We start from the raw sequence: 23,168 nt of genomic DNA, 5'->3' as shown, positions 1-23,168 counted from the left end.
ATTACCGCGCAGCTTGCTTTTTACTCCAGTTAGCTCCAAGGGTGCGAGATACATTTTCGAAGTTTTTAATATAACTGAAGTGACTAAAGGTGCCACCAAAAATGTCACCACTACAAAGCCAATTAGATTAAATCTTGCATCTTCTAGAAGCGTCAGAGCCGCTTGAAGTATCAAAAAATATAGGAAGCCCGCTCCAATAATCTGCACAAATTTGAACCAGCCACGAACCTTAAAGATAGTTACACAGTTCCGGCAGATAAAAGTTGTCGAGAACAATGGAATTTCCAGAGTCCTTCTCTTACACTCTGAGCAAGTTCGTTTAAGTACTCGTAATTTCAACGGATTCATAGCGGTGGCAGCTTACCTTGTGCGCTCTTTTTGTAAAAAGTGTACAAGGTGAGCCGTCCCGCGAGGGGCCAAAGGCCCGTAGTAACCTGCTTGTATTTGTTAAGCATGGTTTTCCTCAATCATTCTACGGAGTGAATGGCTACCAGGCTCTTCACCCCACTCTTTGAGTAAAAAACTATTACATTTATCCCATTCAGCCTGTACACCTTGCACCGAAAACGACTGGTCTTGATAAGAGGCCGAACCGCCAAATTTACTAATAATGTTTGATGATAATTCTAACGCTAGCAACTGATCTGAGCTTGGACGAGTTGCCAATGGATAAAAAATATGAATTTCATCGAAGTTATCTTGCGCATCAACCTCACTGCCTTCTTTGAATAGGTGGAGGTACAAAACTGAATCCGATTGCCAAATTTCACTTGAATTTGCATCAAAACTATAAACATCGTAATGAAGAGTAGCCCCTAGTTCACGAAGCAATCTATTGCCTTTTCCGGCATCAATTGATTCAGGTAACTTAACAACTATTTTTTTTACTTCGTGCAATTCTCCCCACATAGGGCAATGCCTCCTGGATGCTTAAAGTTATGAACAAGGGCAACCGAAAAGAGCGTAGGTTGTCCAGCCCGGCCTCCGGCTGAGCGATCTTGCCTGGCCTGGGTATACCGGGCGCTCTCTGAACGACCTGCTTACTTTCTGCTAGCCACCGATGGGTGGTAACTGTCCAATAATTTTGCAGAGAAATACCATATTCCCCCCACCAATTAGCTCTTTCATTGGCACTCCGCAACGGGCTAGCGGAGTTGCAGGACCTACTATTTACTTATTTTCCAGCCGAGTAAACAGAAATAAACCTGTATTTGTAAAGCTCCACTCCTTCAGAGGAACAGCTAACGTCTTGGGTTACTTTCTTCATATTTGCATTTTCTGACACACTTAATACTGAATATTGGGGGTTGACGAAATAGCCTTCGGGTTTATCTAGGTGAAATGAGAACTCAAAATACTTACTAGGCTCTTTTGCTACGCCCTCTAAATTGATTGATGTTGCAGGCTTAGAGTCCCAATACTTACAATCGATTTTTTGATTTGGCTTAGCATCCTTGTAGTCAAATGAGTATCCGTACCAAGTACATTTGTATTCATTTCCATTTGAAATGCATGAACTTTGACCTGTGATTTTAATTTCCTCTTGCGCAAAACAAACCCAGCCCATGTCATCTTTATTAATCCCACACATCAGTCCTGACTTGAAATTACTTATCTCAATCGCTTGAATAGGAATTGAGATAAAAGCAAGCAAGCAAAAAAGTAAATTCTTCATGATTCCTCTTGGAATATAATGTCCAGAGCAGCATAGCGCGTCCGAAGCCTCCCCCGGCGTTGCCAGGGGACAGTCACTCGACTTAGCCTCGAATACGCCGCACCCGAAATTTACGTCCTTTCAACTTGCCGTTTTCTATTTTCTTCAGTGCTTGTGATGCCACATTGCGTTTAATCGCAACATAGGCGGTCATGTCCAGTACGTTGATCTTGCCAACATCTCTACCGTCAATCGGGCGATCACCTCCGGTTAGGGCTCCCAGGATATCGCCGGGGCGGACCTTTTGCTTCTTGCCGCCATCGATCTGCAGGGTAGCCATCGGTGCCTGGAAAGGGGGTTCGCTTAATATGCTGGCTGGTGGCGGTGTATCTGGGTCGGATAGTGGATCCTGGGTTAGATCCATACGAACTAGTTTGTGGCCTTCCTTCTCGGCAAAAAAGGAGTAAGCGCAACCGCGCTCACCGGCGCGGCCTGTCCGCCCGATGCGGTGGGTGTGCACTTCCGGGTCTTTGGCGATATGAAAGTTGATAACCGCATCCAGCTTGTCGATATCAAGACCGCGTGCCGCTACATCGGTGGCCACCAGAATTGAAGCGCTGCCATTGGCAAATCGAATCAGGGTTTCATTGCGCTGGCGCTGCTCCATATCACCATGCAGGGCGAGGACATTGAAGCCAGCCTGTTTCAGATCATCGGCCACCTCATCGGTTTCGCGTTTGGTGTTGCAGAAAATCAGGGTATTGACGGGCTTATCATTGAGCAGAACACGCCGAGTCATCTCCAGGCGATCCTCGAAACTCTCAGTTCGGTAAAAGCGTTGTTCGATCACCTCGTCACTATGGGCAGAATCAATTTTAACCATCACCGGTTTTTGCATCACTCGGGTGCTGAGCTTTTCAATTTCATCGGGATAGGTAGCGCTGAATAGTAACGACTGTCGCCCAGTTGGAACCTGCGCCAGAATAGTGTCGATAACGTCCTGGAATCCCATATCGAGCATTCGGTCGGCTTCGTCAAAGACCAGCGTATCGACATGCTCTAAGGAGAGTGTTCCTTTGCGCAGGTGTTCTTCGATACGTCCTGGAGTACCAACGATGATATGGGCACCATGGGCCAGGGAGCCGATTTGAGGGCCGAAAGGCATTCCGCCGCAGAGAGTCAGAATCTTAATGTTGTGAATTGCCCGTGCCAATCGGCGCAGTTCCTGCGCAACCTGGTCTGCCAATTCCCGTGTTGGGCACAGAATCAGCGATTGAATCCGAAAGCGGCTGACATTGAGCCGATGCAGCACCCCCAAACCGAAAGCGGCAGTTTTACCGGAACCGGTTTTTGCCTGGGCGATAACGTCCTTGCCGTCAAGAATGATCGGAAGCGTTTTGGCCTGAACCTCGGTCATGGATTTATAGTTGAGTGACGCCAGGTTTTTCAGCAGGGCGGGGTTTAGGGGGAGATCGGAAAAAGGTGCAGTCAAGGTGAATCCTGGAGTCGTTAAATGTCAAATACACGTATTACACAAGCAGTAGGGAAAGTGATCGTCACCTACTTAGCCTGTGTTATCGCCGCAATTTTGCAGATTGTGCAATACAAAATTTGTATGGAATTTTAACAGTTAACCCTGAAGAAACCTATGAATCACCTTGTTCCCGTCAAAGTCTCTTCTATCCAGATTATCTTCTTGTGCGAAGAGTGCAGGGGCACAGGGTAGCGTCAACCCGGTGCCCCAATTTATTTAAGTCAGCTTTGCTTACCTTCACGAGCTTTCCATTGATAGAAAACCCCGGGCATCACTAATAACACAAATAGCAGTGTGGTTATGGTGCCGCCCACCATTGGTGCTGCGATCCGTTTCATAACATCTGCGCCGGTGCCATCGGAAACCATGACTGGTATCAATGAAATTAGTAGTGTCAGGCTGGTCATTAGCATCGGGCGAATACGGCCAGCTGCCGCTTGGGCAACAGTCGCGGTATTGCCGCGCTCCGCGTTATTTCCGGCGGCAGATAAGTAGTGCAGCATCAATAACCCCATCTCAGCGGCGAGACCAGCCATGGCAATCATGCCGACCCATACAGCAACGCTCAGTTTGTAGTCGAGCAGGTATAACAGCCAGAAGGCGCCGATCAATGCCATAGGCATGGCGGTGAGTACAAACAGGGTGTCGGATAGCCTGCCTCTATGCAGATATAGCAGGAAGCACACAGCCAACAAAGTCAGGGGCACTAACCATTGCAGGCGGGACTTGGCGCGCTCCAGGTACTGGTATTGGCCGGCCCAGGCGATACGTTGCCCGGGAATCAGATTAACCTGATCGGCAACAACCTGCTTTGCGCGATTAACATAATCTGCAACGCCGATATCGCCCTTCAAGTCGACAAATACTAAGCCCACCAACTGCCCATCCTCATTGCGGATCATGGGCGGGCCAGTGCGGAAGTCCAGATCAGCCAGCTGGTTCAGGGGCACTTGGGAACCATCAGAGGCGGGTACCAGGATTTGTTCAAGCTGTTCAGGAGTATCCCGGTAGTCGCGGGCATAGCGCACTAACACATCGTAACGTTCGCGGCCTTCGATGGTCTGGGTTGCGGCCAGGCCACCAGCCGCTGCGGCGATCACATCTTCGATATCCTGTACATTCAAGCCGTGGCGGGAAGCCCGTGCGCGATCGATATCAAAGTCCAGGAAGTAACCGCCGGTTAGGCGCTCGGCGAAGACACTTCGGGTTTGTTCCGCAGTGCGCTGGTCGCTGCGCAATGCTTCTTCGATGGCCAAAGCGGTCTGTTCGATCTCCTCCAGGTTGTCTCCAAACACTTTGATGCCGAGCTGGCTGCGAATGCCGGTGGCGAGCATCTCAGTGCGGGTTTGGATGGGCATCCACCAGATATTGGGCATGCCCGGATAGCGCAGCTTTTCATCCATTTCCGCCAGCAGGTCGTCCCAAGTCATGCCGGGGCGCCACTCACTTTTAGGCTTCAGGGTGATTACGGTTTCTACCATTGAGAGCGGTGCAGGATCGGTGGCGCTATTGGAGCGGCCAATCTTGCCAAAGACATGCTCAACTTCTGGGAAAGCTTTCAGTTCCTCGTCCATTTGTTGGAGCACCTTGCCCGCTTCGGTAACCGACATGCCGGGTAGGGCGGTAGGCATATACAGGATGCTGCCCTCATTGAGCGGCGGCATAAACTCACCACCTAGTTTGCTAATGGGGTAGGCCACGGAAACCAGAGCTAATACCGCGAGAGTGGCTACAACTTTGCGTTGCCGCACACAGAAGTGAATCACTGGCTGTAGTGTATGGACTAAAACGCGGGAAATCGGATTTTCCCTGTTGCGAATTTTGCCACGCATAAGCAGTACAGCGAGCGCTGGAATCAAGGTGATTGCCAATAGGGCGGCGAAAGCCATGCTGTAGGTTTTGGTGTAGGCGAGGGGTTTGAATAGGCGGCCCTCGGTAGCTTCCAGCGCGAATACCGGCAGGAATGAAACCGTGATAATAATCAGGGAGAAGAAAATACTCGGCCCGACTTCCTGCATTGCCCGAACGATTAGCGTTCTTTTCTCGCCAGGAGACAATTCCTTATCGCCATTGGTTGCCAGCTTTTTGTGGATGTTATCCACCATTACCACTGCCGCATCCACCATGGCACCGATGGCTACGGCAATACCTCCCAGTGACATAATGTTGGCGGTAAGCCCTTGTAGGGACAGTGGAATAAAGGCCAGTAAAACTGCAATCGGCAGAGTGATTACAGCTACCAATGCGGAGCGGGCGTGGAGTAGGAAAATAGCGATCACAGCGGCGACCACCAGCATCTCTTCAATCAAGGTGTTCTTGAGATTGTCGATCGCACTATTAATTAATTGTGAGCGATCATAGGTCACTACCAGCTCAACGCCTTTCGGTAAGCCCGCACGGACTTGCTCGATGCGCTCTTTAACTCTCTCAATAACCTTGAGGGCATTTTCACCGTAGCGCATCACCACGATGCCACCTACGGTCTGGCCCTCGCCATCCAGCTCGGCAATACCGCGCTGCATCGCAGGCCCCAGGGTAATATCCGCTACCTGATCCAAAGTCACCGGAATCTTTGCCGCATTGACCCCGATCACCACCTCTTCGAGATCGTCAACACTGCGGATATAGCCACGGCCACGCACCATATGTTCGTGGCCCGCGATCTCCAGTACTCTTCCTCCGGTGTCGTTGTTACTGCGGCGAATGGCCTCGACCACTTTACCAAGCGGAACCTTAAACATCTGCAAGCGATGGGGGTCGATTTGGACCTGGTACTCCTTTTCGTAGCCTCCAATGGAGGCAACTTCGGCCACGCCTTCAACAGAAGTGAGCCAATAGCGCAACTTGAAATCCTGTAGTGCGCGCAGTTCTTGCAGGTCGTTATTACCGCTTCGATCAACCAGCGCGTACTGGAACACCCAGCCCACTCCGGTAGCATCCGGGCCAAGCTTTGGCTGAACACCTTCTGGGAGCTGGTCGGCTACCTGGTTGAGGTACTCCAGAACCCGTGAGCGGGCCCAGTAAATATCGGTGCCGTCTTCAAAGATGGCGTAGACAAAGCTGAGACCGAAAAAGCTCTGGCCTCGCACATATTTGACTTTGGGCAGCCCTAACATTGCGGTGGAAAGCGGGTAGGTGATTTGATCCTCGACCAGGTCAGGGCTGCGCCCCGGCCAGTCTGTCATCACAATCACCTGGGCGTCGGACAGGTCCGGAATAGCATCCAGGGGGACACTGGTTAGCGCCCGGTATCCAGCCAGGGCTGCGATCGCTACAAGAATCAAAGTGATCCCCGGCTTGCCGGCGCAGGCCCCAATAATTCGGGCAATCAGCCCTTTGGGTTCAGAATTTACCACTGCTGTACCCCCGACTTCAGGCGGCTTTCCGCCGCGATCAGGAATACTCCAGAGGTGACAATTTTATCTCCTGCCTGGAGGCCAGAACGGATAACAATCCTGTCGCTGTCGCCATAACCGGTGCGTACCTGCACCGGCTCCAGACGACCCTGGCCCAAGTCGCGGAAAACAATGCGTTTCTTGCCGGAGATCAATACTGAATCCCTGGGTACCACCAGGAGGTTTCCCAGTTCGGCGGTTAACATGATGTCCGCAAACAGTCCCGGGCGCAGTTCACCATCGGTATTGGGCAGGGTCACACGCAGCCGTGCACTGCGGTTATTGTGATTAAGGAAGGGATCAATCTGGGTGAGGGTGGCAGGGATTTCCTCGTGGTAGACGTTGGTTAAACGCACTTTGGCCGGCATGCCTTTTTCTATCAGTGGCAACTGATCTTCGTAGGCGTGGGCTTCAATCCAAACCTGGCTGAGATCGGCTATACGCAGCAGGTTGTCGCCCTTTTCAAACGCAGAGCCCGCGACAATATTCTTCTCAATAATCACACCACTGGCGGGTGCAAAAATCGGGATATAGTCCTGCGCTTTTTGTTGTTCAACTAGCCAGTCGATTTGCTCTTCAGAGAGACCCCACAACAGTAGACGCCTTCGTGCTGCTTTCTCCAAGGCATCGCCACGGCGGCGGGCCTTTAGATACTCGTCCTGGACTGCGAGCAACTCGGGGCTGTAAACAGAGAAGAGTACTTCGCCGCGCTTAACCTGCTTGCCTTCAAAATCTGCATCCAACTCACCAATCCAGCCGTCGAAGCGCAGGCTGATATCCCGCAAGCGGGTTTCGTCATAGGTGACCTGGCCGTGCAGGTGAATGGGCAAGGCGAATGGCTGTCGCTCGACGATACCGGTTTTGATACCAATAGCCTGGCGTCGGCCGCTATCCACCACAATGCTGCCACTTTTCAGTTCATCGTGGCTCACAGGTTGCAGGTTCATACCGCAAATAGGGCAACTACCGGCTTCGGCAGCTCTCACCGACGGGTGCATCGAGCAGGTGTAATAGGCGGTATCTGAAGCCTCAGGCGCAGACTTTAGGCGCAGGCCTTTGCGATTGGTGCTCATATCAAAGGCAAGATCGACATGTTTATCGTGGCCTGTCGCTACGTCTACCACCATGGGCCAGGAGCCCACCATGGCCAGCTCAATTTCACCGGTGAAAATGCCGGGGCTGGATTCACTGATATCGGCGACGGCACGCATAGCTGGCATGGCGCCCATGGCGGGCATCTCGGCTACCGCGCGAACTTCGGCTCCAGATACCGGCTTATTGTCAGCATTGCGAACTTCAATTCGAATTTGGTTTTTACCCGCTTGGGGTTGCAGCGGATCGACAGACACTGCGATCTGGAAGGGGCCAGCTTGCACAAAATCAGCATTTGGAGCTTCGGCTTGTGCAGAAATTTTCTTCCAATAAAAGGCCGCGCCGGCAGCCGCTAACAGCAGGGTAAGGGCGATTAAGCTCAATGTTCTTTGCTGGCTCATAGGGCACCCTCCAGATTGAAGGAAAGGGGCATCTGCGCGCAAAGCACATTATCAATAAACGGGTCAATGAGCAGGCCACCAATGGCCGCTATAGCTTGTTGGGAAATCAAAAGGTTCACTCCTAGAACAATCTTTCTGAAGCCGCCAGCAAACATGGGCTGGGGGCATATTTCGCTAGTCAGAGAGAAAGGGAGTGATCAAATACGCAGGCGCAAAGTGGCAAGCCAGGTTCGGTTGCCGGGGTGGGATTCTGTCGCAGTAGGAGATAATTCAGGGGTACCGAAAGGCGGAGCCAGAATTTGGGGCCATTGGTAAGTTGGCGGTGGCGCCAACTGGGGAAGTTCCAGATTCAAGTATGCGGCGGTGACGGCAACTTGATGGTCGTCCAGCGAAGTCTTTAGGGAGACTTGGGCGTCATAGCCACAACAGTCATCATCAGAGTCTGACCCCTTAGCCATATCATCGCAGCAACATTCCGCTGATGGCTTGGGGTCCTCCATCATTTCGCAGGCGAGCACGGTCTGCACCTGCAAGATCAGCAGGAGCAGGGCCGCCATGGCTATCAGCTTGGCGCGAAATGTGGACGGATAGTTTTTCATTACTGATAAATCATACACCAGAGGCCGGTTGTTCGACAAAGGTTGCTTTCGCTATGTGACCAAGGGGTATTTCCAAGTTTTTCTTTCTTCTACTAGGGGTAATTACGGCACAGGTTAACCCTTCGGCAGAGATTTCTTGACGATAGTTAGTAGATTCCCTTCGATAAATGCGACTACAACAGCACCACAAGGTGTCTCTATGAAATTAACTCCTCCGGTTTGCCTCCTTCTGATCTGTTTATTGGCGGCACCTTCTTTTGCAGATTTAAAACGCACATCTCTCGAGGAGTTATTTGCGACTACCTATAAACATAATGAAGAGATTAACAGTGAATGGGTGCTGAGTAGGGAGCGGAACTGGGCTGCCTGGCAAAGAATGAGGGCTGTTAGGGAAGCTGCTAATAGGGGGGAAGACTTGTCTTACCTCAGTAAGTATGGGCTTGAGAAGAAGTCCGCTTGGTACGAAATTGATTTAGGAGAGAATCCTGAGTGGGTGACATCATATAGGCTGCTGAGGATACTCTCCTCTTGGCATATGTTGCCGATGAATCAGGAGGAGCTTTATGAGCTTGGTATGACTGTGACTGAAGTAGAAAAGTTGGGTCGCTATGTTATCGCCAATGACATCAAAGAAATTAGTATTCAGGCAAGATTGGATTACTTCCACAAAGAGGAAGCTGGCTACATTGGCCGAATTCTTCAGGGCGGTGAGGACTTTTCCGCTATTTATCTAGAGCTTAAAGATAATATTGAAGCTCTTGAACACATGGTGGGAACTAATTGGACCATAGACTTATTCAGCCAGTTTGATAATGAGGCTCAAGAGATATTACTGACCTATAGCTTATCGAAATATAAGTCACGAAATGGAATGGGGCCCAGTGATTACAGTTTGGATCAAGAGGCCGAAATGTTTGTAAATCAATTTCTCTCTGGAGAGATCAGCGCAATGATGAGGGAGGGTTTGGAAAGTCATAGGGAAAGAAGATTGCCTCAAAAAGCTAAGATCAATGTGGAATTTAAGCCTCCGGTTGATTCGCCCGTAAATGAGTGCAAGTGTCCTCCCGATCAATGTTCCTACAATAATTCTTGATTATACTTAATTTAATAGACTTCCCATCATAATCGACCGCGTGGCATGGTCTTCACTTCGAGTGGTAGTTGTAATGACTGTAACAAGGATCTGTTTTTGGCTTGTCGCGCTTTTCTATTCTTTGTCCCCCTTTGCCGATGAATATATAGTCCAGAGCGAGGACTACGATCCGTTTACCCAGATGACGGAACTCTGGCTAAAGGGTGAAATTTCAAATCGTCAGATAAGGGATTTGGCACTAAGAGGCCGATATCAAAACAGCTCTGCCGCTAATAGTGCTCATGTCTCCTTCTTTCTTGATGAAATGCAGGTGATTGCGCGGGGGAATTCTGTATCGGGTCGTTCGGCCCAGATATCCGTCCAGGTTGATGAGTCAATTTTTGACTTGGATTATGACCTTGTTTCCATGCATATGATGATCAATGGTCATGGAAATGGGTTATCGAGCAAACAGAAATTCCTTTTGGTTACTTTTATGTACCGGTTAGCAGCAGAAGGCTGGAGCAAGTCTTCTGGAGTCGATGAAATGGAGAAACATCTTATTTATCGAACTCTCGATTACTTATCTGAAATGCCTGCAGATTATAAAATGTGGGTGATTGCCAAAGAAATACAATACCCGGTTCATTAGGTTGTTAATCTATAGCTTAATTAAAGTTTAAGTGGCTTAAATGGCCACAACAGACTTTAACTGAAGGGCTAAAGGATAAGATTCCTGGCAGTTATTCAGACTATTGGTAGAGGTTCAATTTATTCAATTTTTATTGCTGTGAATAGCTATATATCAACTATTTAAGGATTTGTTGAATCTAAAGTTCCTAGTCATGTTGAATATATTGTAAAAAGGAAAGTTATGGATTTGTCTGATAAAGTTGCTGTTGTTACAGGAGCGGGAAGTGGACTAGGGCGGGCTTTAGCAATACGTTTAGCCGAAAAAGGAATGAAGTTGGTATTAGCCGGATATACCCTAAGTCATCTCGAATCAACAGCCAAGTTGATAGCACGAGAAGGTGCTGAGTGTATATGCGTACAAGCAGATGTATCTAAACTTGGTGATGTGCAAAACATCGCCGATAGAACTTTAAAACACTTTGATAAGGTACACTTGTTCTGTAATGTGGCCGGAATAGGTCCTTTGGGGGCTATAGCAGAAACCTCTATGGATGAGTGGGAGTGGATTTTATCAGTGAATTTGTGGGGGCCTATTAACGGTATTCATGTATTTCTCCCTCATATCGAACAGAATGACGAGGGCCATATATTGTCTGTAGCATCGGAATCCGGCCTATATGGTATAGGGTACTTAGGGGCCTACAATGTTTCAAAATTTGGTGTTGTAGGTTTAATGCAAAGTTTAGAGCGGGATCTTCGTTTGGCTAACTCGCCTATAAAAACTTCTGTATTTTGTCCTGGTGCTATAAAAACTAATATTCTCGACTCTTCACGTAATAGGCCTGCAAGTGTAGCGGTAATTCACCCTGAGTCTGAAGTCGAGAAAAAAGTTAAAGCCAAAGTTGTCAAGGTGGTTTCTGAAGGTATGAAGCCAGAAAAAGCTGCTGATATCATTACTAGTGGTATAGAAAGCGGGCAGTTTTGGATTTTCTCCCATCCTTATGTACCCGAAACTGCATTTCAGCAGGCGAAGGCGATGCTAGATAGTAATACGTTAATTGATATTTAGCTTAGTTAGGGAACTTCTGATTAATTTCGAGCCAACTTGGTAGTATTCCGCTATTCGTCAAGATCTTGTACCTAGCCACCTTTGACGAAGCAGCATATAATCTGAAGCGTCATGGAACTCGCTGCGAGAAGTTTTTTCTCAAATGCATGCTCTCATCCCATGGGGGTGGCTAGAAGTCCATTTATCAAAGCTTCCTTAGAAAGGTCCTAGTTGGTACCTGCGATCAGAAAAAATATAGCGATTTCTTCCTCTTTTCCTGTAATCTCCACCTCTTTACATCTGTAACGTATTTTAGTTTTAAAAGGACTTATATGCAGGATCGAATATCACAGCTGGATTTGTTAAGGGGAGTCGCTTTGTTGGGGCTTCCTTTAATGAATATGATAAATTTCTCTATGCCTATGGCGGCTTATTTGAATCCGAAGGCCTATTTGCCAAATGGCCCTTTGAATGAGTTTCTCTTTAGCTTTTTCCATTTGTTTGCTGATCAAAAGTTCATGGGGCTTTTTGCCATGCTATTCGGCGCGGGGATCATACTATTAGCTGAGAAACGCGAGCAGCAGAATAAGTCTGCTGCAAAAATTCATTACAGTCGAAATTTTTGGCTGTTATTGATAGGCCTTTGTCATGGCATCTTCATTTGGGAAGGCGACATCCTGATGATCTATGCATTTATAGCCATGTTTGCCTATTTGTTCCGCAAGTTGCGCGGAAGCTGGCTGATTGCATTGGGGGTGATTATCCTTGCCTTGTCAGCATATAGCTCATATCTGGCAGGAGCTTTTATACAACCCCTAACAGGAGAAGCTCGATATGCAACGGCAGCCATTTTTGCCCCTGATACAGCGCAGATCCAGCAAGATATAGAAATATATCGAGGAGGGTTCTGGGATCTGGTCGGGAGTCGATTAGTTGCTGGTAATTTAGCTTCTAGTCCGGAATCAGCAATCGTTATTTCCTACTTTAGTCTCTCCATTGTTTTAAAAGCTGCCGCTATGATGTTGCTGGGAATGGGCCTGTTTAAGTTGGATATCCTACGTGGCAAAGCCAGTTCGTCAGCCTACAAAAAACTAGCTATTGCTGGGGTGGCTATTGGTGTGACATTGACCGGCATAGGGCTTATTTGGAACTATAGTCATGACTGGAGTATGGATGATTATTTCACCTATGGTGCCATTTTTAATTTGGTAGGGTCCACATTTACCAGTATCGGTTATATCGGCTTGATCTGCCTTTGGTTCAAATTAGGTAAACACCTATGGATCAAAGGCAAGATCCAAAGCGTTGGGCGGATGGCATTTACCAATTACTTGGCTCAATCATTTATTTGCATTTATATTTTTTATGGCTTTGGATTGGGTTTGTATGGTGAGCTGACACGTATAGAAGTACTTGGGGTCTGTGTGCTGCTGGGCCTGTTTCAGCTGGCATATTCGGATCTTTGGCTTAAGGCATTTCGTATGGGGCCGCTAGAGTGGTTTTGGCGAACTTTAACATATTTCAGGTTTGCACCGCTGATAAAGGAAAGGGGCGTACCGGCGACCGAACAGCGCTTATAGAGTTCATAGCTAAAATTTGGCGGGCTGCTGTTAATCTTGAGAATAGGAGTCATCGGTAGCTCGTTACCTGTACCACAGATTGTTTATTACGAGGTCTTTTAAATATTTTTATAGGATGATGGGCCGTAAAGATAAGATGTTTTCACATTAAAAATAGGCATGATTGAACTTGATCTGACAGGGCTTCTTCTAAGAAGCGGGTAACTGTCAGATCAAGTTGAAAGTTAGTAGATCTCTAATTACCTAAAGACAAAGAACCCTACAATATCTTTTTAGTAATCTACAGTTGTTATTATAAAGTCACCTTCAATTGTACCTTCACTATCCTGGTCAGTATAAGCAATCCAGGCTGCTGTCTCACTGGCAGCTGCCAGCTTACTTTTCAATGCGAGTGCTTCCATCATATTGCGAGGCACATCGAAGTGCCATTGAGTACCCAGTGCCTGACATTCACTCTCTCCATTCGACCAGGTAGACTTCCTCGTAGTCAGTGACCACATAACAGGGTAATCGATAGCGCCATCATCTTTTAAGTCGTTTACATGCAGTTCTCCATTTAACCGCCTTTTACAAGCAAATGAATAAGAGCGATCACATTGACGGTCGTTAAAGCGCCCGTCGCTTCTGATAACAGCGCAGTCCTCTCCGTTACCATGATCATTGGGTTCTCCCTCTCCCCAAGACCATAGTCCTTTATTTTGAAATCTGCTGTCTGTAGCACTGACATCATAGTGTTCTACGGTGTTGATACCGTCATCCCAGTTGTCCAGGGAATCGTCATCGCCACTCTTCCAGTGCCTGTCCAGTCCACCCCATCCATCGAATATTACATCGAATGACTCATTATCATCCCCAATATTGCTGTCATTTTTTGTCCAAAAAAATACGAATCTCTTTTTCCCATTTACACCATCATGTTTACGGACTGTCTCCCGTGATAACTCTTGAGAGGGAAGTGAGGTTCGTTTATAGCTCGTGACTTCAACCCCATTGGGAAAGTCCTCTCTATAGTCTTGGGGTGTGTAAATGTATTCCAGGCCTATCTGATCTATAAGATGGTTTTTAAAAGTTACCTGGGCACCGGACGATACCGCATTTTCGATATGTACGATTACTGTACGGTTAGTGCCATATTGATCCTGCTTGTAAGCCCAATCCCTCAAATCTCCCAATACAGTAGAGATAGGAACGCGTTGAGGATCAAGCCAGAAATTACAGTAGAATGAGCCATGACAAAAATATTGTTCACCACTGAACTGATGCAGGTCCAGCTCAATAATTTCAGCACCAATATCAATTTGGTCTTTAACCCTGGCAGATTGTTCAGAGCCTACCCAGATAGCACCATAGGCATCAGAGTTATAACTGTTGTGTGTTGCAAGGACTTGTGTATAGCGAATTGGTGTTGAGTAAGTCAGGCGCCGTTGTAGCTCGAGTGCATATTTTGCGTGGTCATTGGTACCTTGTTCTGTCTCGTAATCGTAATAGAGGTTGAATTGAACCAACATTGAATAAGGATCGGTCTCTGCAAATAGAGGCGTACTCATCAACGTTATATAACTAAATAAAGCGATACAAATCTTCTTTAGCCCTTTCGAGAGTGACCATGAATAGTTTTTTTTCATTATTATTCCTACTGTTCGCCTGAGTTTGTTATTTTTTAAACAGATTTAATTGCGCTCTCTATTACGACTGCCGAGATAAAAGTAATCGCATGCAGCAATACTTGCGTCTCTAAACGTATGAAGTTTATTTCTACCCGTCTCCCTTGTGAGGTCGGATATCAGGAACTTCAATAATCTTCAAATGTTTCAAGTATAAACCCCTGAAGGGCAATAGAGTGCGAAAGCAATGATATCGAAAAGATATAACCTGTTAGCTACTTTAAATGTATTAACGAGAAGTACCTCACAAAGTTATAGTTTTATAATGCTTAAACCAAAAACTATTTACTATTATTTAAAGGTTAAACACTTTCTAGCTAATACCCTAATAGTCAGTCGGTGACGAAAGGGTAATCAAAAAACGAACTGCTCGTGGAAGTAGCGATAGATATCATATAAGTAAAATAGGATAATAAGGGTAGGGCTAGGGCTTTCTGGCTGATAATACCGAGAAATAGCCGAGTGCCTGGTATGATTGAGGATTTACAAATCCTGCTGTCTCAAGCATCCGATAAAGCGCTTTGGCTGAGTATAGTTGGGAGCCGTGGTTCATAAACAAATGAAAGCAGAACAAGCTTGGCGTTAAACGAGTATCATCGAAGAGCATATCGTGGATAAATACCTGCCCACCTTTTGGTAAAAGTGCGAAGGCTCTGTCGATTAAGATTTGGCATGTAGCATGCTGCCAATCGTGCAACACATTGCTAAAGCAAATGCCATCGAACCCCTCAGGCCATGGGTCTCTAAAGAAATCCCCCTTAACTATCTGGATTTGCTGGTTTTTCTTGAACTTATTTATATACATTGCTGCTATATCGCAAACCGGCGGCAGGTCGAAGAGCAGCGCATTGCGCTCAGGATAGGTATCGCAGAAGGCGAGAGCAATGGTTCCAGAGCCTCCACCGGCATCGAGTAAGGTTTGAGCGTTTTCAAAAATACCGCAGGAAGCAGCCTCAACTGCGGAGGCAAACCCCTGCGAATGCATCAGATGAGTAAAAGCTGCTGCCGAGTCATTGTCCATGTCATTTTTTTGCCACATGTCGGTTACAGAGCGACCTTTACATTCCAGCTCATATTCTCTTTGTAAGCTGGTGAGTATCTTTTTATCCAGGTGATTGATGTCATAGATTTGAAAAGGATCGAGTAAGACTTCCCCCCAATAGTAGTGACTACTTTTGGAGAGGTAGCATTTTCCCAGCTCTGTATTTTTCACTTGTTGTTTGTCGAAGCAGATATACCCCAAATGACTCAGAATCAGCAGAAAGAAGCCCATTCCTTTATTGCTGAGCTGCAATTCCTTACTGAGTGCTTCGCAGGAATCATAACCGCGTTCAATTAGCCCGGTGATATCCAACTTTGCAGAAACCATCAGGCAGGCAAAATTATAGTTTCCCATAAGACGGTCCCACATAGGACCGTCGGATGCGCTAGGGGGAGTTATGCTTTGAGTTCTACCGCTATTTCCCATCGCTCATTCTCCAAATAACCCGGGGAACTTTGTTGGTGCGTTCGATACGCTTAAGTCGCTCGGCTTTTTGTACTGTGAAGGACTGAGGGTACTGTCTGACAACAGAGGCGAGGTTGTGAATGTTGTTCAAAATATGCTCACAGATGCTGTTGGCACTTGCCGTGCCTGTGAACTGAACGACTATTGAATCGGCAGACTTTTTTGTTTGTGTGTCGCCGCTGAGAAGTAGTTGAACTTCTTCGACGCCTTCACATTCATAGGTGAGTTCTATGATCTTATTGAGGTCCAGAAGGGCGCTGCATAACCCGACATTGTCATCTGCTCTCCCCTGAATAGATAGGCCATTAGGGCGACCACAGGGACAAGTTGCTTTTTGGATTAGGTCACCTAACCGGTAACGCACTATCGGTACTGTCCACCCTGTACCTACACGGGTAAGCAGGGCGCCTTGATCGTCAGTTTCGATCAATTGGTCCGCTAAAAGGTGATATATGTTCAAATCACACTCAGGGGAATTGACAGCAATGCTATTGGTTTCTACCGATCCATAGTCGCACCACAGCCCAGCATCAGGGAAAGCCTTACGTATGACCTTCAACTTTGCTTTGGTCCAAGGTTCCCCCATCCAGATAATTGTCTTTATTGGGAGTTGGCTGCCTGAATCTAGTATACCTTCGGCAAAATCTGCCAGTCCTGTGGGTGCGCCAGCAAGTGAGTCCACATCGATGTTATGTAGAAGTTCCAGCCAATTCTCCACCTCACCTGATATAAAGGGGCCTGTAGGTGCAATGGTGCATTTGGAAGCCTCTGCCAGTGTTTGAATGAAGTAGTGTGCACCCCATAGCCGCCCAGGATTAAAGAGATTAAGAAGAACACTTTGAGAGCTGAGCGGGCGCCATTCCTTGAGCAATCTTTGAATTGCCTGGTGATAAGGTGTATAGGCCAGCTTCGGCTTTCCAGTTGTGCCGCCGCTAGACATGATAATGGCTCCGTGTTCCTGCGCGGCATTTTGGCTGATATGTTTCAGTTCAACGGGGCCACAAACGGGGATGTCATCGAGACATACGGCAGAAACAGGTATATCTGGTCCGCCGTAGAGTGAAAGACTGCGGGCGTGGGCGAGAATGGCATTCCAATCCAGGTGGCCGATGTTCATAGCGTTAAGGTAGCTCCCGTTCAATCCCGTCTTCCTGGGGTGGTGAGGTATCGGGTGGAACTGAGGAAATTGTAGTAACAGGGCGCCTAGGTAGAGAGTGGTCTGGCCAATTGGGAGTTATCCTCATCAGTACCGATGCATTTCAGCAGCAATAGATCACGCCAGCTTTTGCCAGGGACTCCACTTCATCTTGTGGGATACCCAAGTCACCAAGGATCTCTCGAGTGTTCTCTCCGTAAAGTGGTGCTTGCTGGAAAGGCACTGGAGGAGTGTCGGGAATAGAGAAGGGGGCGTTTATAAATTGTATTGAGTCACGGCTTGTACTGCGTGCATAGGGAATTGATACAGTCTTGTCGTTATCTTGGACATAGGGGTTGTTAAGCGCCTCGGCGATATCATAGACCGGGGCACAGGGGATTTTACCCTCCATTTGAGCGCACCATTCTTTTGTTGTTCTCTTCTGGAAGTGCTGGTCCAGAGCTTCTGTCAGCAGCTCTCTGTTTTGCATCCTGCTTTCATTGGTCAAAAAGCGGGCATCAGTTTGTAATAAATCGGAGCCTAGTTCGTGACAAAGCATTTCCCAGAATTTCTGGGTTAAGCAGGCAACATAAAACCAACCATCTGCTGTCTTTACTAATTGGCAAGGTGCTTGGGATGCGTGGGCTGAGCGAGGTTGCTTCCCTGGGACTATCCCCTCGTTGAGAAACCATAACCCTTGGTAGCAGAGGCAATTTAGCGCAATATCGAATAAGTTAGTGTCAAAATCACCGCCTTTTCCTGTGACTTCGGTCCGCAGTAACCCTGAAACGGTACAGAGGGCTGAATAGACACTCCCCAAGAGATCCACTACTGACACGCCAACTTTGGTTGGGATAGATCCTGGTTCTCCAGTCACTGACATCCAACCAGTTTCTGCCTGCATAAGGAAATCATATCCTGGCCAGTGTTTTCTATTGTTGTCTCTGCCGTACCCTGATAGATGGGTACAAACTATTTTGGGGTTCGCCACTTTGAGGTCAGCATAGGTAACGCCTAACTCTTCGGGTAAAGAGCCTCTAAAGTTGTCGATAACAGCATGTGAGTTATTCACAAGCTTCAAGAATACCTCCCTGCCAGTGGGATCCCTGATATCCAGGGCCAAGCTCTTCTTGTTGTGGAGCGTCGATTCACTTGTCTCATTGTCTTCGCGAGCTTCATCAAGATAGATAGATCCCATTTTTCTAAGTGGATTCCCACCTTGTTTGGGGTCTTCAATATTGACTACTTCTGCGCCCAGAAAAGCTAGTAAAGTGCCATGAAAGGATCCTGCGCCCCAGGTTTCGAATGAAAGGATACGCTTTCCGTGGAGAGGGAGCATCATGATATACCTGATTTGCGCAAACAAAATTAATGGCCAGCCAAGTTTTGCCACTTAGTTACAAGTGGGTATTAGTTTATAGATCACTGTGTAATTCTGATGTGGGAAAATAGAGTACGAAGTTTGCATTGGTTATTAGGATCTATTGAAGTTACGGAGGACATTGAGTGTTTAATTATTCCTCATAGGTTTGATTGGCAAATAATATCCTCGAGCCGAGAAATAGTTTGTGCCTGGTAGTAAGTCTAAGTATGTGCCACCAACGCACAACCGGGTATTGCAAACTAGACTCTTTGAGATCCAGTTAATGGCTTTTAAGGATGTGAATATGGATCGTTTTCATATCAGTAGGGTGGAGTTATATGCGATAGCCGATAAATGTGCGCCGCCAAAATGATATTGTTTTGCGTGACAACCCTGGACGCAATTTCGTATTCATTGACCGGGGTTGCCACAAAGCATCTTGATGCTGAGGTAAATGTTATGCCAGCATAAAATAGTTGGTCAAATGACATAAAACGGCAAGGGATCGCGGAGTGTCCTGATTTTCAGCCCTCCTCCTTGTGTTGCTCGGCATCAAAGTATGAATAATATAAGAGTATCGTTTTTGATTGTTGTTTATATCTGAAGTTCAGAGTATTTAAACGGCGTGTATAAATCTAACGGCTTCGTTCTTACATTGTTGGTTTATGCCCGTTCATCACTTTGCTAACACCTTTCGCTACCCTGGCAGTAAATTGAGCCCTGGAAGTTAGGAGTAACTGCTATTTTTAAATTTATAGGAGTACAAGTTTACTTTGAATCCATAGCTTTTCATTGCATAAGAACACGATTTGTCGATATTAACATGGGAGCTTTGACAAATAGTGTTATGTACCGCTGTAAAGGACTGTTGGTCATATCGACAAATCAATGTATTGGATTCTGTGAGGGGTTTGAGTTGTGTAAAGCGACAAGGAGGTTACTATGCGCCTGCACTCAGCTGTCATTCTTGGAACACTTACTTTTTCCATGGAGGCCATAGCTGCTGACTATGGCAGTTTAGAAAACCCGTGGGGGTTTCGTCCATTTATTTCACTGAATGGTGGAGTTAATAGGCTGGAGGTTAAGCAGGATTATCGTACTGTAGGGGTACTTTATGACCCATATTTCTACTACGATTATTTTTACGAATATAGTTACTACAAAACCTCAAGTTCAGGAAGTGAGCCTTGGGGCAGCGTCGATATCGGGATCGACTTCAATGGCTACCCGTTTGAACTTCGCTTTAGCTATGGCAGAACAAATTTAGGGCGATCGATATCGGTAGAAAATATCGATTATATCGATGACGAAGTTACGGTTATTGAGCGATACCAGGTCGATCAGAAACATCGCTTGGATGTATTTTCAATTACAGGAGCTCTGGATTTATCTTGGTATTGCGACAGGTCCTGCATGTATTTGTTGTTGGGCTATAGTTTTGCGCAGCTGGACTGGTCATATACCATGGATGAATTTTACGCTGGTGGTAACTATTATGGGTCAAATGAATTCAGTAAAAGCTATTTCCATGTAGGTCTAGGTGCGCGATACAACTTTAATAACTCTTTCCGTATAAGTGCCGAATACATGCTGCATAATGTTGGTAAGGTGGGGGAGTATTATATAAATGACTTTGACCATATAGAATTTGATTTAAGGAACCTTAATGTGTTGCAAGTTGGTATATCCTTTATATTCTGATTTATACTTCTTGTTCATTTAAAATGAAAGTATGGGTTAAAGCCATACTTTCATGAATATGGGTGCTCAATCTCTCAAATAGTACTAATCGATAAGATCTAAGAGCTTCCTCTTATCAACTTTCCCGACTGCGGTAACCGGCAGACGAGATAACACTTTAAGCTGCTCAGGTAGCTTAAAGCTGGCCAGGCCCCTTTCGGTTAAGAAGTCGCGCAACGTTTGCAAGCTTGGCGCTTTATCCGTACATACGATAGTCGCTCCAACTTGCTCTCCCATCTCTTGGTCTGGCAAAGCAATGATAGCTGCTTGTTGGATGCTGGGGTGGGCGAGTAGATGCTCTTCAATTTCGTCACATGCAAATGTTTCCCCGCCCCGATTTACAACATCTTTGAGTCGTCCAGTAACTACAATATTGCCATTGTCCAGAATGCGTACACGATCCCCGCTGCAATAGAATCCATCTGGGGTAAAAGCGCGTCGGTTATGTTCTTCTGCACGGTAATAGCCTCTCAGTGTATAGGGGCCGCGAGTAAGCAGTTCTCCTTCTTCTCCGGCTTTCACTTCCTGCCCGTACTCATCAACCACTTTTAGAGTATCGAGGGAACTCATAGGTCTTCCTTGAGTATTGGTGATGGTTTCATTGTTATCTTCGCGATGGGTGTAACAAATCAACCCTTCGGCCATTCCGAATACCTGCTGTAGTGCACCGGGAAAAGCATCTATCGCAGCATTGGCGTCAGTTGGACTCAGCTTTGAGCCACCAACTTGAAGTAAGCGGAGAGAGCTTAAATCAGCATCTTCCCATTCTGTCGCTGCAGTCCAGACTTGAGCCAGTGCTGGGACCAGGGCTGTGGCGGTTACGCCGTAACGCTCTATCAGCTCAAAGCAGTAGTCCGGGCTTGCATCTTTGGTGAATATTACCTGCCCACCCATGGATAGCGTGCCCAGAATGCCGGGGCAACCCAATGGAAAATTATGGGCGGCGGGGAGTACTGCCAGATAGATTTCATCTTTTCCTAAATTACAAGCAGCCGTAGCGCAGGTAATGTTGTAGCGATAGTCATTGTGGGAGCGTGGAATAAGTTTCGGAAGTCCTGTAGTGCCACCGGAAACGAGGAATAGAGCTGGGGCGTGGGGGTCTACGGGAACAGGGGTGAAGCCTTGGCATTCTGTTCTGGGCAGGGAGGGGAATGTGTCATTTTCATCAGAACTGTATATGCCTCGCAAAGTCGGAGATTGCGAAGCAATTTGTTCTATCATGCTGTGACGGCTTGCATCACTTTCCGCTCCTGAAGTGATATAGATACTGGCACCCGAGACCTGTGCAAAATGGCATATTTCATTTTGGCGATGCGCAGGCAAAGCTAGTACAGGAACCAGTCCCGCTCGAAATAAGCCGAGCAGGGTTGTAATAAAACTGACCTGATTGCTCCACTGGAGTATTGCCCGCTCCCCAACTTTGTAGCCTTGTTCCACCAGGCCTGCAGCAATGCTATCGGCCTCATTAACCAATTCAGCATAAGTTAATTGATCCGATAGGTCCCGAACTGCGCATTGATTGGGAAAGTTTTTCGCATTACGTGTGATCAGCTCCCAAATAGGTTGGTTATCCCAAATTCCTTGTTGCTGATAGAAATCCTCTAGTTCCTTTGGGTGAGGCGTGTAACCATTAAGTAAATTATTTTCCATGCTGGTCTCCTGAAATGTTTGGGTGGAGCAGGGGAGTGTTTTTTTGAATCTTCTTCAGATTTCTAAATTAAGAATTAACAGTTAGTATTCACGGCTTCAAATTTCTTATTGAGATAAATCTATGTCCGGCGCTTGGCTACAAATCCCTCGCCCTCAACCTAAAGCGGCTATCCGACTTTTGTGTTTGCCTCATGCTGGTGGTACAGCATCACTTTATCGACCTTGGGCGAAATTATTGCCAGATTCCATAGAATTGGTTCTCGTATGTTTACCGGGTAGGGAGCAACGCTGTAATGAAACTATGCCCACAAATATGCAAACTTTAATTGCTTTGTTAAGTAGGGCTATCAAACCTGTCATCGATAAACCCTGGGCAGTATTTGGGCACAGTATGGGAGCTACAGTTGCTCATGAATTGGCTCTCTCCTTGTATCGCGAAAAATTGTGCGGTCCTGAACACATATTTGTCTCTGCGCGCGAAGCGCCACAATTTCAAAAGATTGGAAACGTACACCAGTTGAGTGATGAATCTCTGTGCCAACAACTCATTGAGCTTGGCGGCACCTCTCCTGAATTATTGGAAATTCCTGAGTTAAGGGCTCTACTACTTCCTACTATACGCCAGGATTATCGATTGATCGAAACCAGCAAGATGTCCTCGGACCAACTTTTAGATTGTCCCATCACCGCGATGCTAGGACGGGATGATCCTGAGTTGAGCACCGATGAAGCTCGGGGTTGGCAGCAGTGGACCAATGGTGAGTTCCAATTGAAAGAATACGCAGGTAACCATTTTTATCTGTCAGATTGTCCTGATCTGGTGGTTGGCCATATTGTTCAGAAGCTCCGCTTGGCCTAACTGCATGTAAAGTTAAGTTGGCCGTATAAAATCTTTCTGTTTCTTGTAACGCTATCGAAATTAATTGTCGGGAGAATAGGGCTGTTGAGCGGCCCTATATTCTCCATCGTTCAATAGATAGCGGATCTCTGCCTCGATTAATCCGGGATCATTATTTTTGATGATGTTCGAATTATTTCTCTTTAGTAACAAGTAGCACACACTCTCTCCACCCTGACGCCCAAATCCAAAACAAACATCCC

At 46.8% G+C, this 23,168-nt stretch carries 17 protein-coding genes; 6 read left to right on the top strand and 11 right to left on the bottom strand.

What is annotated here, in order from left to right:
- Positions 1-447 precede the first annotated feature (447 nt).
- The 6 genes from ACYX4J_RS10855 to ACYX4J_RS10830 form a co-directional block, all read right to left on the bottom strand.
- The gene (locus ACYX4J_RS10855; protein ID WP_476178597.1) at positions 448-909 is read right to left on the bottom strand and encodes a hypothetical protein; all 462 of its coding nucleotides are present in this window, start codon (positions 907-909) and stop codon (positions 448-450) included.
- A gap of 265 nt (positions 910-1,174) precedes the next feature.
- Positions 1,175-1,675, bottom strand: coding sequence for a hypothetical protein (locus ACYX4J_RS10850; RefSeq protein ID WP_444893961.1), 501 nt, complete (start codon positions 1,673-1,675; stop codon positions 1,175-1,177).
- Between the two features lie 82 nt (positions 1,676-1,757).
- On the bottom strand, positions 1,758-3,146 hold the full coding sequence (gene dbpA / locus ACYX4J_RS10845) for an ATP-dependent RNA helicase DbpA (RefSeq protein ID WP_476178596.1): 1,389 nt from the start codon (positions 3,144-3,146) through the stop codon (positions 1,758-1,760).
- A gap of 263 nt (positions 3,147-3,409) precedes the next feature.
- On the bottom strand, positions 3,410-6,544 hold the full coding sequence (locus ACYX4J_RS10840) for an efflux RND transporter permease subunit (protein WP_476178595.1): 3,135 nt from the start codon (positions 6,542-6,544) through the stop codon (positions 3,410-3,412).
- Positions 6,538-8,076 carry an efflux RND transporter periplasmic adaptor subunit gene (locus ACYX4J_RS10835; protein WP_444927918.1) on the bottom strand — a complete coding sequence of 513 codons (1,539 nt, stop codon included), beginning with the start codon at positions 8,074-8,076 and terminating at the stop codon, positions 6,538-6,540. Before ACYX4J_RS10835 ends, ACYX4J_RS10840 begins: the two co-directional genes overlap by 7 nt.
- A 197-nt stretch (positions 8,077-8,273) precedes the next feature.
- A complete protein-coding gene (locus ACYX4J_RS10830) occupies positions 8,274-8,675 on the bottom strand; it encodes a hypothetical protein (RefSeq protein WP_475712812.1) in 402 nt (133 codons plus the stop codon).
- 199 nt (positions 8,676-8,874) lie between these two features.
- Between ACYX4J_RS10830 and ACYX4J_RS10825 the strand changes: the two genes are divergently transcribed.
- The 4 genes from ACYX4J_RS10825 to ACYX4J_RS10810 all read left to right on the top strand — a co-directional run bounded on the left by ACYX4J_RS10825 (position 8,875) and on the right by ACYX4J_RS10810 (position 13,008).
- Entirely contained in the window at positions 8,875-9,768 is an 894-nt protein-coding gene (locus ACYX4J_RS10825) for a hypothetical protein (protein WP_476178594.1), read from the top strand.
- 73 nt (positions 9,769-9,841) lie between these two features.
- Positions 9,842-10,399 carry a hypothetical protein gene (locus ACYX4J_RS10820; RefSeq protein WP_282932883.1) on the top strand — a complete coding sequence of 186 codons (558 nt, stop codon included), beginning with the start codon at positions 9,842-9,844 and terminating at the stop codon, positions 10,397-10,399.
- Positions 10,400-10,621: 222 nt separating this feature from the next.
- Positions 10,622-11,449 carry an SDR family NAD(P)-dependent oxidoreductase gene (locus tag ACYX4J_RS10815; protein ID WP_476178593.1) on the top strand — a complete coding sequence of 276 codons (828 nt, stop codon included), beginning with the start codon at positions 10,622-10,624 and terminating at the stop codon, positions 11,447-11,449.
- Between the two features lie 311 nt (positions 11,450-11,760).
- On the top strand, positions 11,761-13,008 hold the full coding sequence (locus ACYX4J_RS10810) for a DUF418 domain-containing protein (RefSeq protein ID WP_476178592.1): 1,248 nt from the start codon (positions 11,761-11,763) through the stop codon (positions 13,006-13,008).
- Positions 13,009-13,280: 272 nt separating this feature from the next.
- Here the strand turns inward: ACYX4J_RS10810 and ACYX4J_RS10805 are convergent, their stop codons facing one another.
- From ACYX4J_RS10805 to ACYX4J_RS10790, 4 genes are all read right to left on the bottom strand, one after another.
- Complete coding sequence (locus ACYX4J_RS10805) at positions 13,281-14,633, bottom strand: lectin-like protein (protein ID WP_444897410.1); 1,353 nt, start codon at positions 14,631-14,633, stop codon at positions 13,281-13,283.
- A gap of 463 nt (positions 14,634-15,096) precedes the next feature.
- Complete coding sequence (locus tag ACYX4J_RS10800) at positions 15,097-16,068, bottom strand: methyltransferase (RefSeq protein WP_444897409.1); 972 nt, start codon at positions 16,066-16,068, stop codon at positions 15,097-15,099.
- Between the two features lie 61 nt (positions 16,069-16,129).
- Positions 16,130-17,320: an AMP-binding protein gene (locus tag ACYX4J_RS10795; protein ID WP_444913892.1), complete on the bottom strand. Its 1,191-nt coding sequence runs from the start codon at positions 17,318-17,320 to the stop codon at positions 16,130-16,132.
- A gap of 118 nt (positions 17,321-17,438) precedes the next feature.
- Entirely contained in the window at positions 17,439-18,656 is a 1,218-nt protein-coding gene (locus tag ACYX4J_RS10790) for a CaiB/BaiF CoA transferase family protein (RefSeq protein ID WP_444908223.1), read from the bottom strand.
- A 963-nt stretch (positions 18,657-19,619) separates the two neighbouring features.
- Between ACYX4J_RS10790 and ACYX4J_RS10785 the strand changes: the two genes are divergently transcribed.
- The gene (locus tag ACYX4J_RS10785; protein WP_476178591.1) at positions 19,620-20,378 is read left to right on the top strand and encodes an outer membrane protein; all 759 of its coding nucleotides are present in this window, start codon (positions 19,620-19,622) and stop codon (positions 20,376-20,378) included.
- 84 nt (positions 20,379-20,462) lie between these two features.
- Here ACYX4J_RS10785 and ACYX4J_RS10780 read toward each other — a convergent pair whose 3' ends face one another.
- On the bottom strand, positions 20,463-22,067 hold the full coding sequence (locus ACYX4J_RS10780; protein ID WP_444908225.1) for a (2,3-dihydroxybenzoyl)adenylate synthase: 1,605 nt from the start codon (positions 22,065-22,067) through the stop codon (positions 20,463-20,465).
- Positions 22,068-22,188: 121 nt separating this feature from the next.
- Between ACYX4J_RS10780 and ACYX4J_RS10775 the strand changes: the two genes are divergently transcribed.
- Complete coding sequence (locus ACYX4J_RS10775) at positions 22,189-22,926, top strand: thioesterase II family protein (protein WP_444908226.1); 738 nt, start codon at positions 22,189-22,191, stop codon at positions 22,924-22,926.
- The last annotated feature ends 242 nt before the right edge of the window (positions 22,927-23,168 follow it).

The organism is Microbulbifer sp. ABM4_008 (assembly GCF_056311705.1).
Note: the sequence above shows the minus strand (reverse complement) of the source record. Positions and strands in the feature narration are given on the sequence as shown.

What these genes read in the sequence shown, in the direction of transcription:
- ACYX4J_RS10855 (WP_476178597.1), bottom strand. Translation starts at nt 909, where the DNA reads ATGTGGGGAGAATTGCACGAAGTAAAAAAAATAGTTGTTAAGTTACCT.
- ACYX4J_RS10850 (WP_444893961.1), bottom strand. Translation starts at nt 1,675, where the DNA reads ATGAAGAATTTACTTTTTTGCTTGCTTGCTTTTATCTCAATTCCTATT.
- ACYX4J_RS10835 (WP_444927918.1), bottom strand. Translation starts at nt 8,076, where the DNA reads ATGAGCCAGCAAAGAACATTGAGCTTAATCGCCCTTACCCTGCTGTTA.
- ACYX4J_RS10830 (WP_475712812.1), bottom strand. Translation starts at nt 8,675, where the DNA reads ATGAAAAACTATCCGTCCACATTTCGCGCCAAGCTGATAGCCATGGCG.
- ACYX4J_RS10825 (WP_476178594.1), top strand. Translation starts at nt 8,875, where the DNA reads ATGAAATTAACTCCTCCGGTTTGCCTCCTTCTGATCTGTTTATTGGCG.
- ACYX4J_RS10820 (WP_282932883.1), top strand. Translation starts at nt 9,842, where the DNA reads ATGACTGTAACAAGGATCTGTTTTTGGCTTGTCGCGCTTTTCTATTCT.
- ACYX4J_RS10815 (WP_476178593.1), top strand. Translation starts at nt 10,622, where the DNA reads ATGGATTTGTCTGATAAAGTTGCTGTTGTTACAGGAGCGGGAAGTGGA.
- ACYX4J_RS10810 (WP_476178592.1), top strand. Translation starts at nt 11,761, where the DNA reads ATGCAGGATCGAATATCACAGCTGGATTTGTTAAGGGGAGTCGCTTTG.
- ACYX4J_RS10805 (WP_444897410.1), bottom strand. Translation starts at nt 14,633, where the DNA reads ATGAAAAAAAACTATTCATGGTCACTCTCGAAAGGGCTAAAGAAGATT.
- ACYX4J_RS10800 (WP_444897409.1), bottom strand. Translation starts at nt 16,068, where the DNA reads ATGGGAAACTATAATTTTGCCTGCCTGATGGTTTCTGCAAAGTTGGAT.
- ACYX4J_RS10790 (WP_444908223.1), bottom strand. Translation starts at nt 18,656, where the DNA reads ATGATGCTCCCTCTCCACGGAAAGCGTATCCTTTCATTCGAAACCTGG.
- ACYX4J_RS10785 (WP_476178591.1), top strand. Translation starts at nt 19,620, where the DNA reads ATGCGCCTGCACTCAGCTGTCATTCTTGGAACACTTACTTTTTCCATG.
- ACYX4J_RS10780 (WP_444908225.1), bottom strand. Translation starts at nt 22,067, where the DNA reads ATGGAAAATAATTTACTTAATGGTTACACGCCTCACCCAAAGGAACTA.
- ACYX4J_RS10775 (WP_444908226.1), top strand. Translation starts at nt 22,189, where the DNA reads ATGTCCGGCGCTTGGCTACAAATCCCTCGCCCTCAACCTAAAGCGGCT.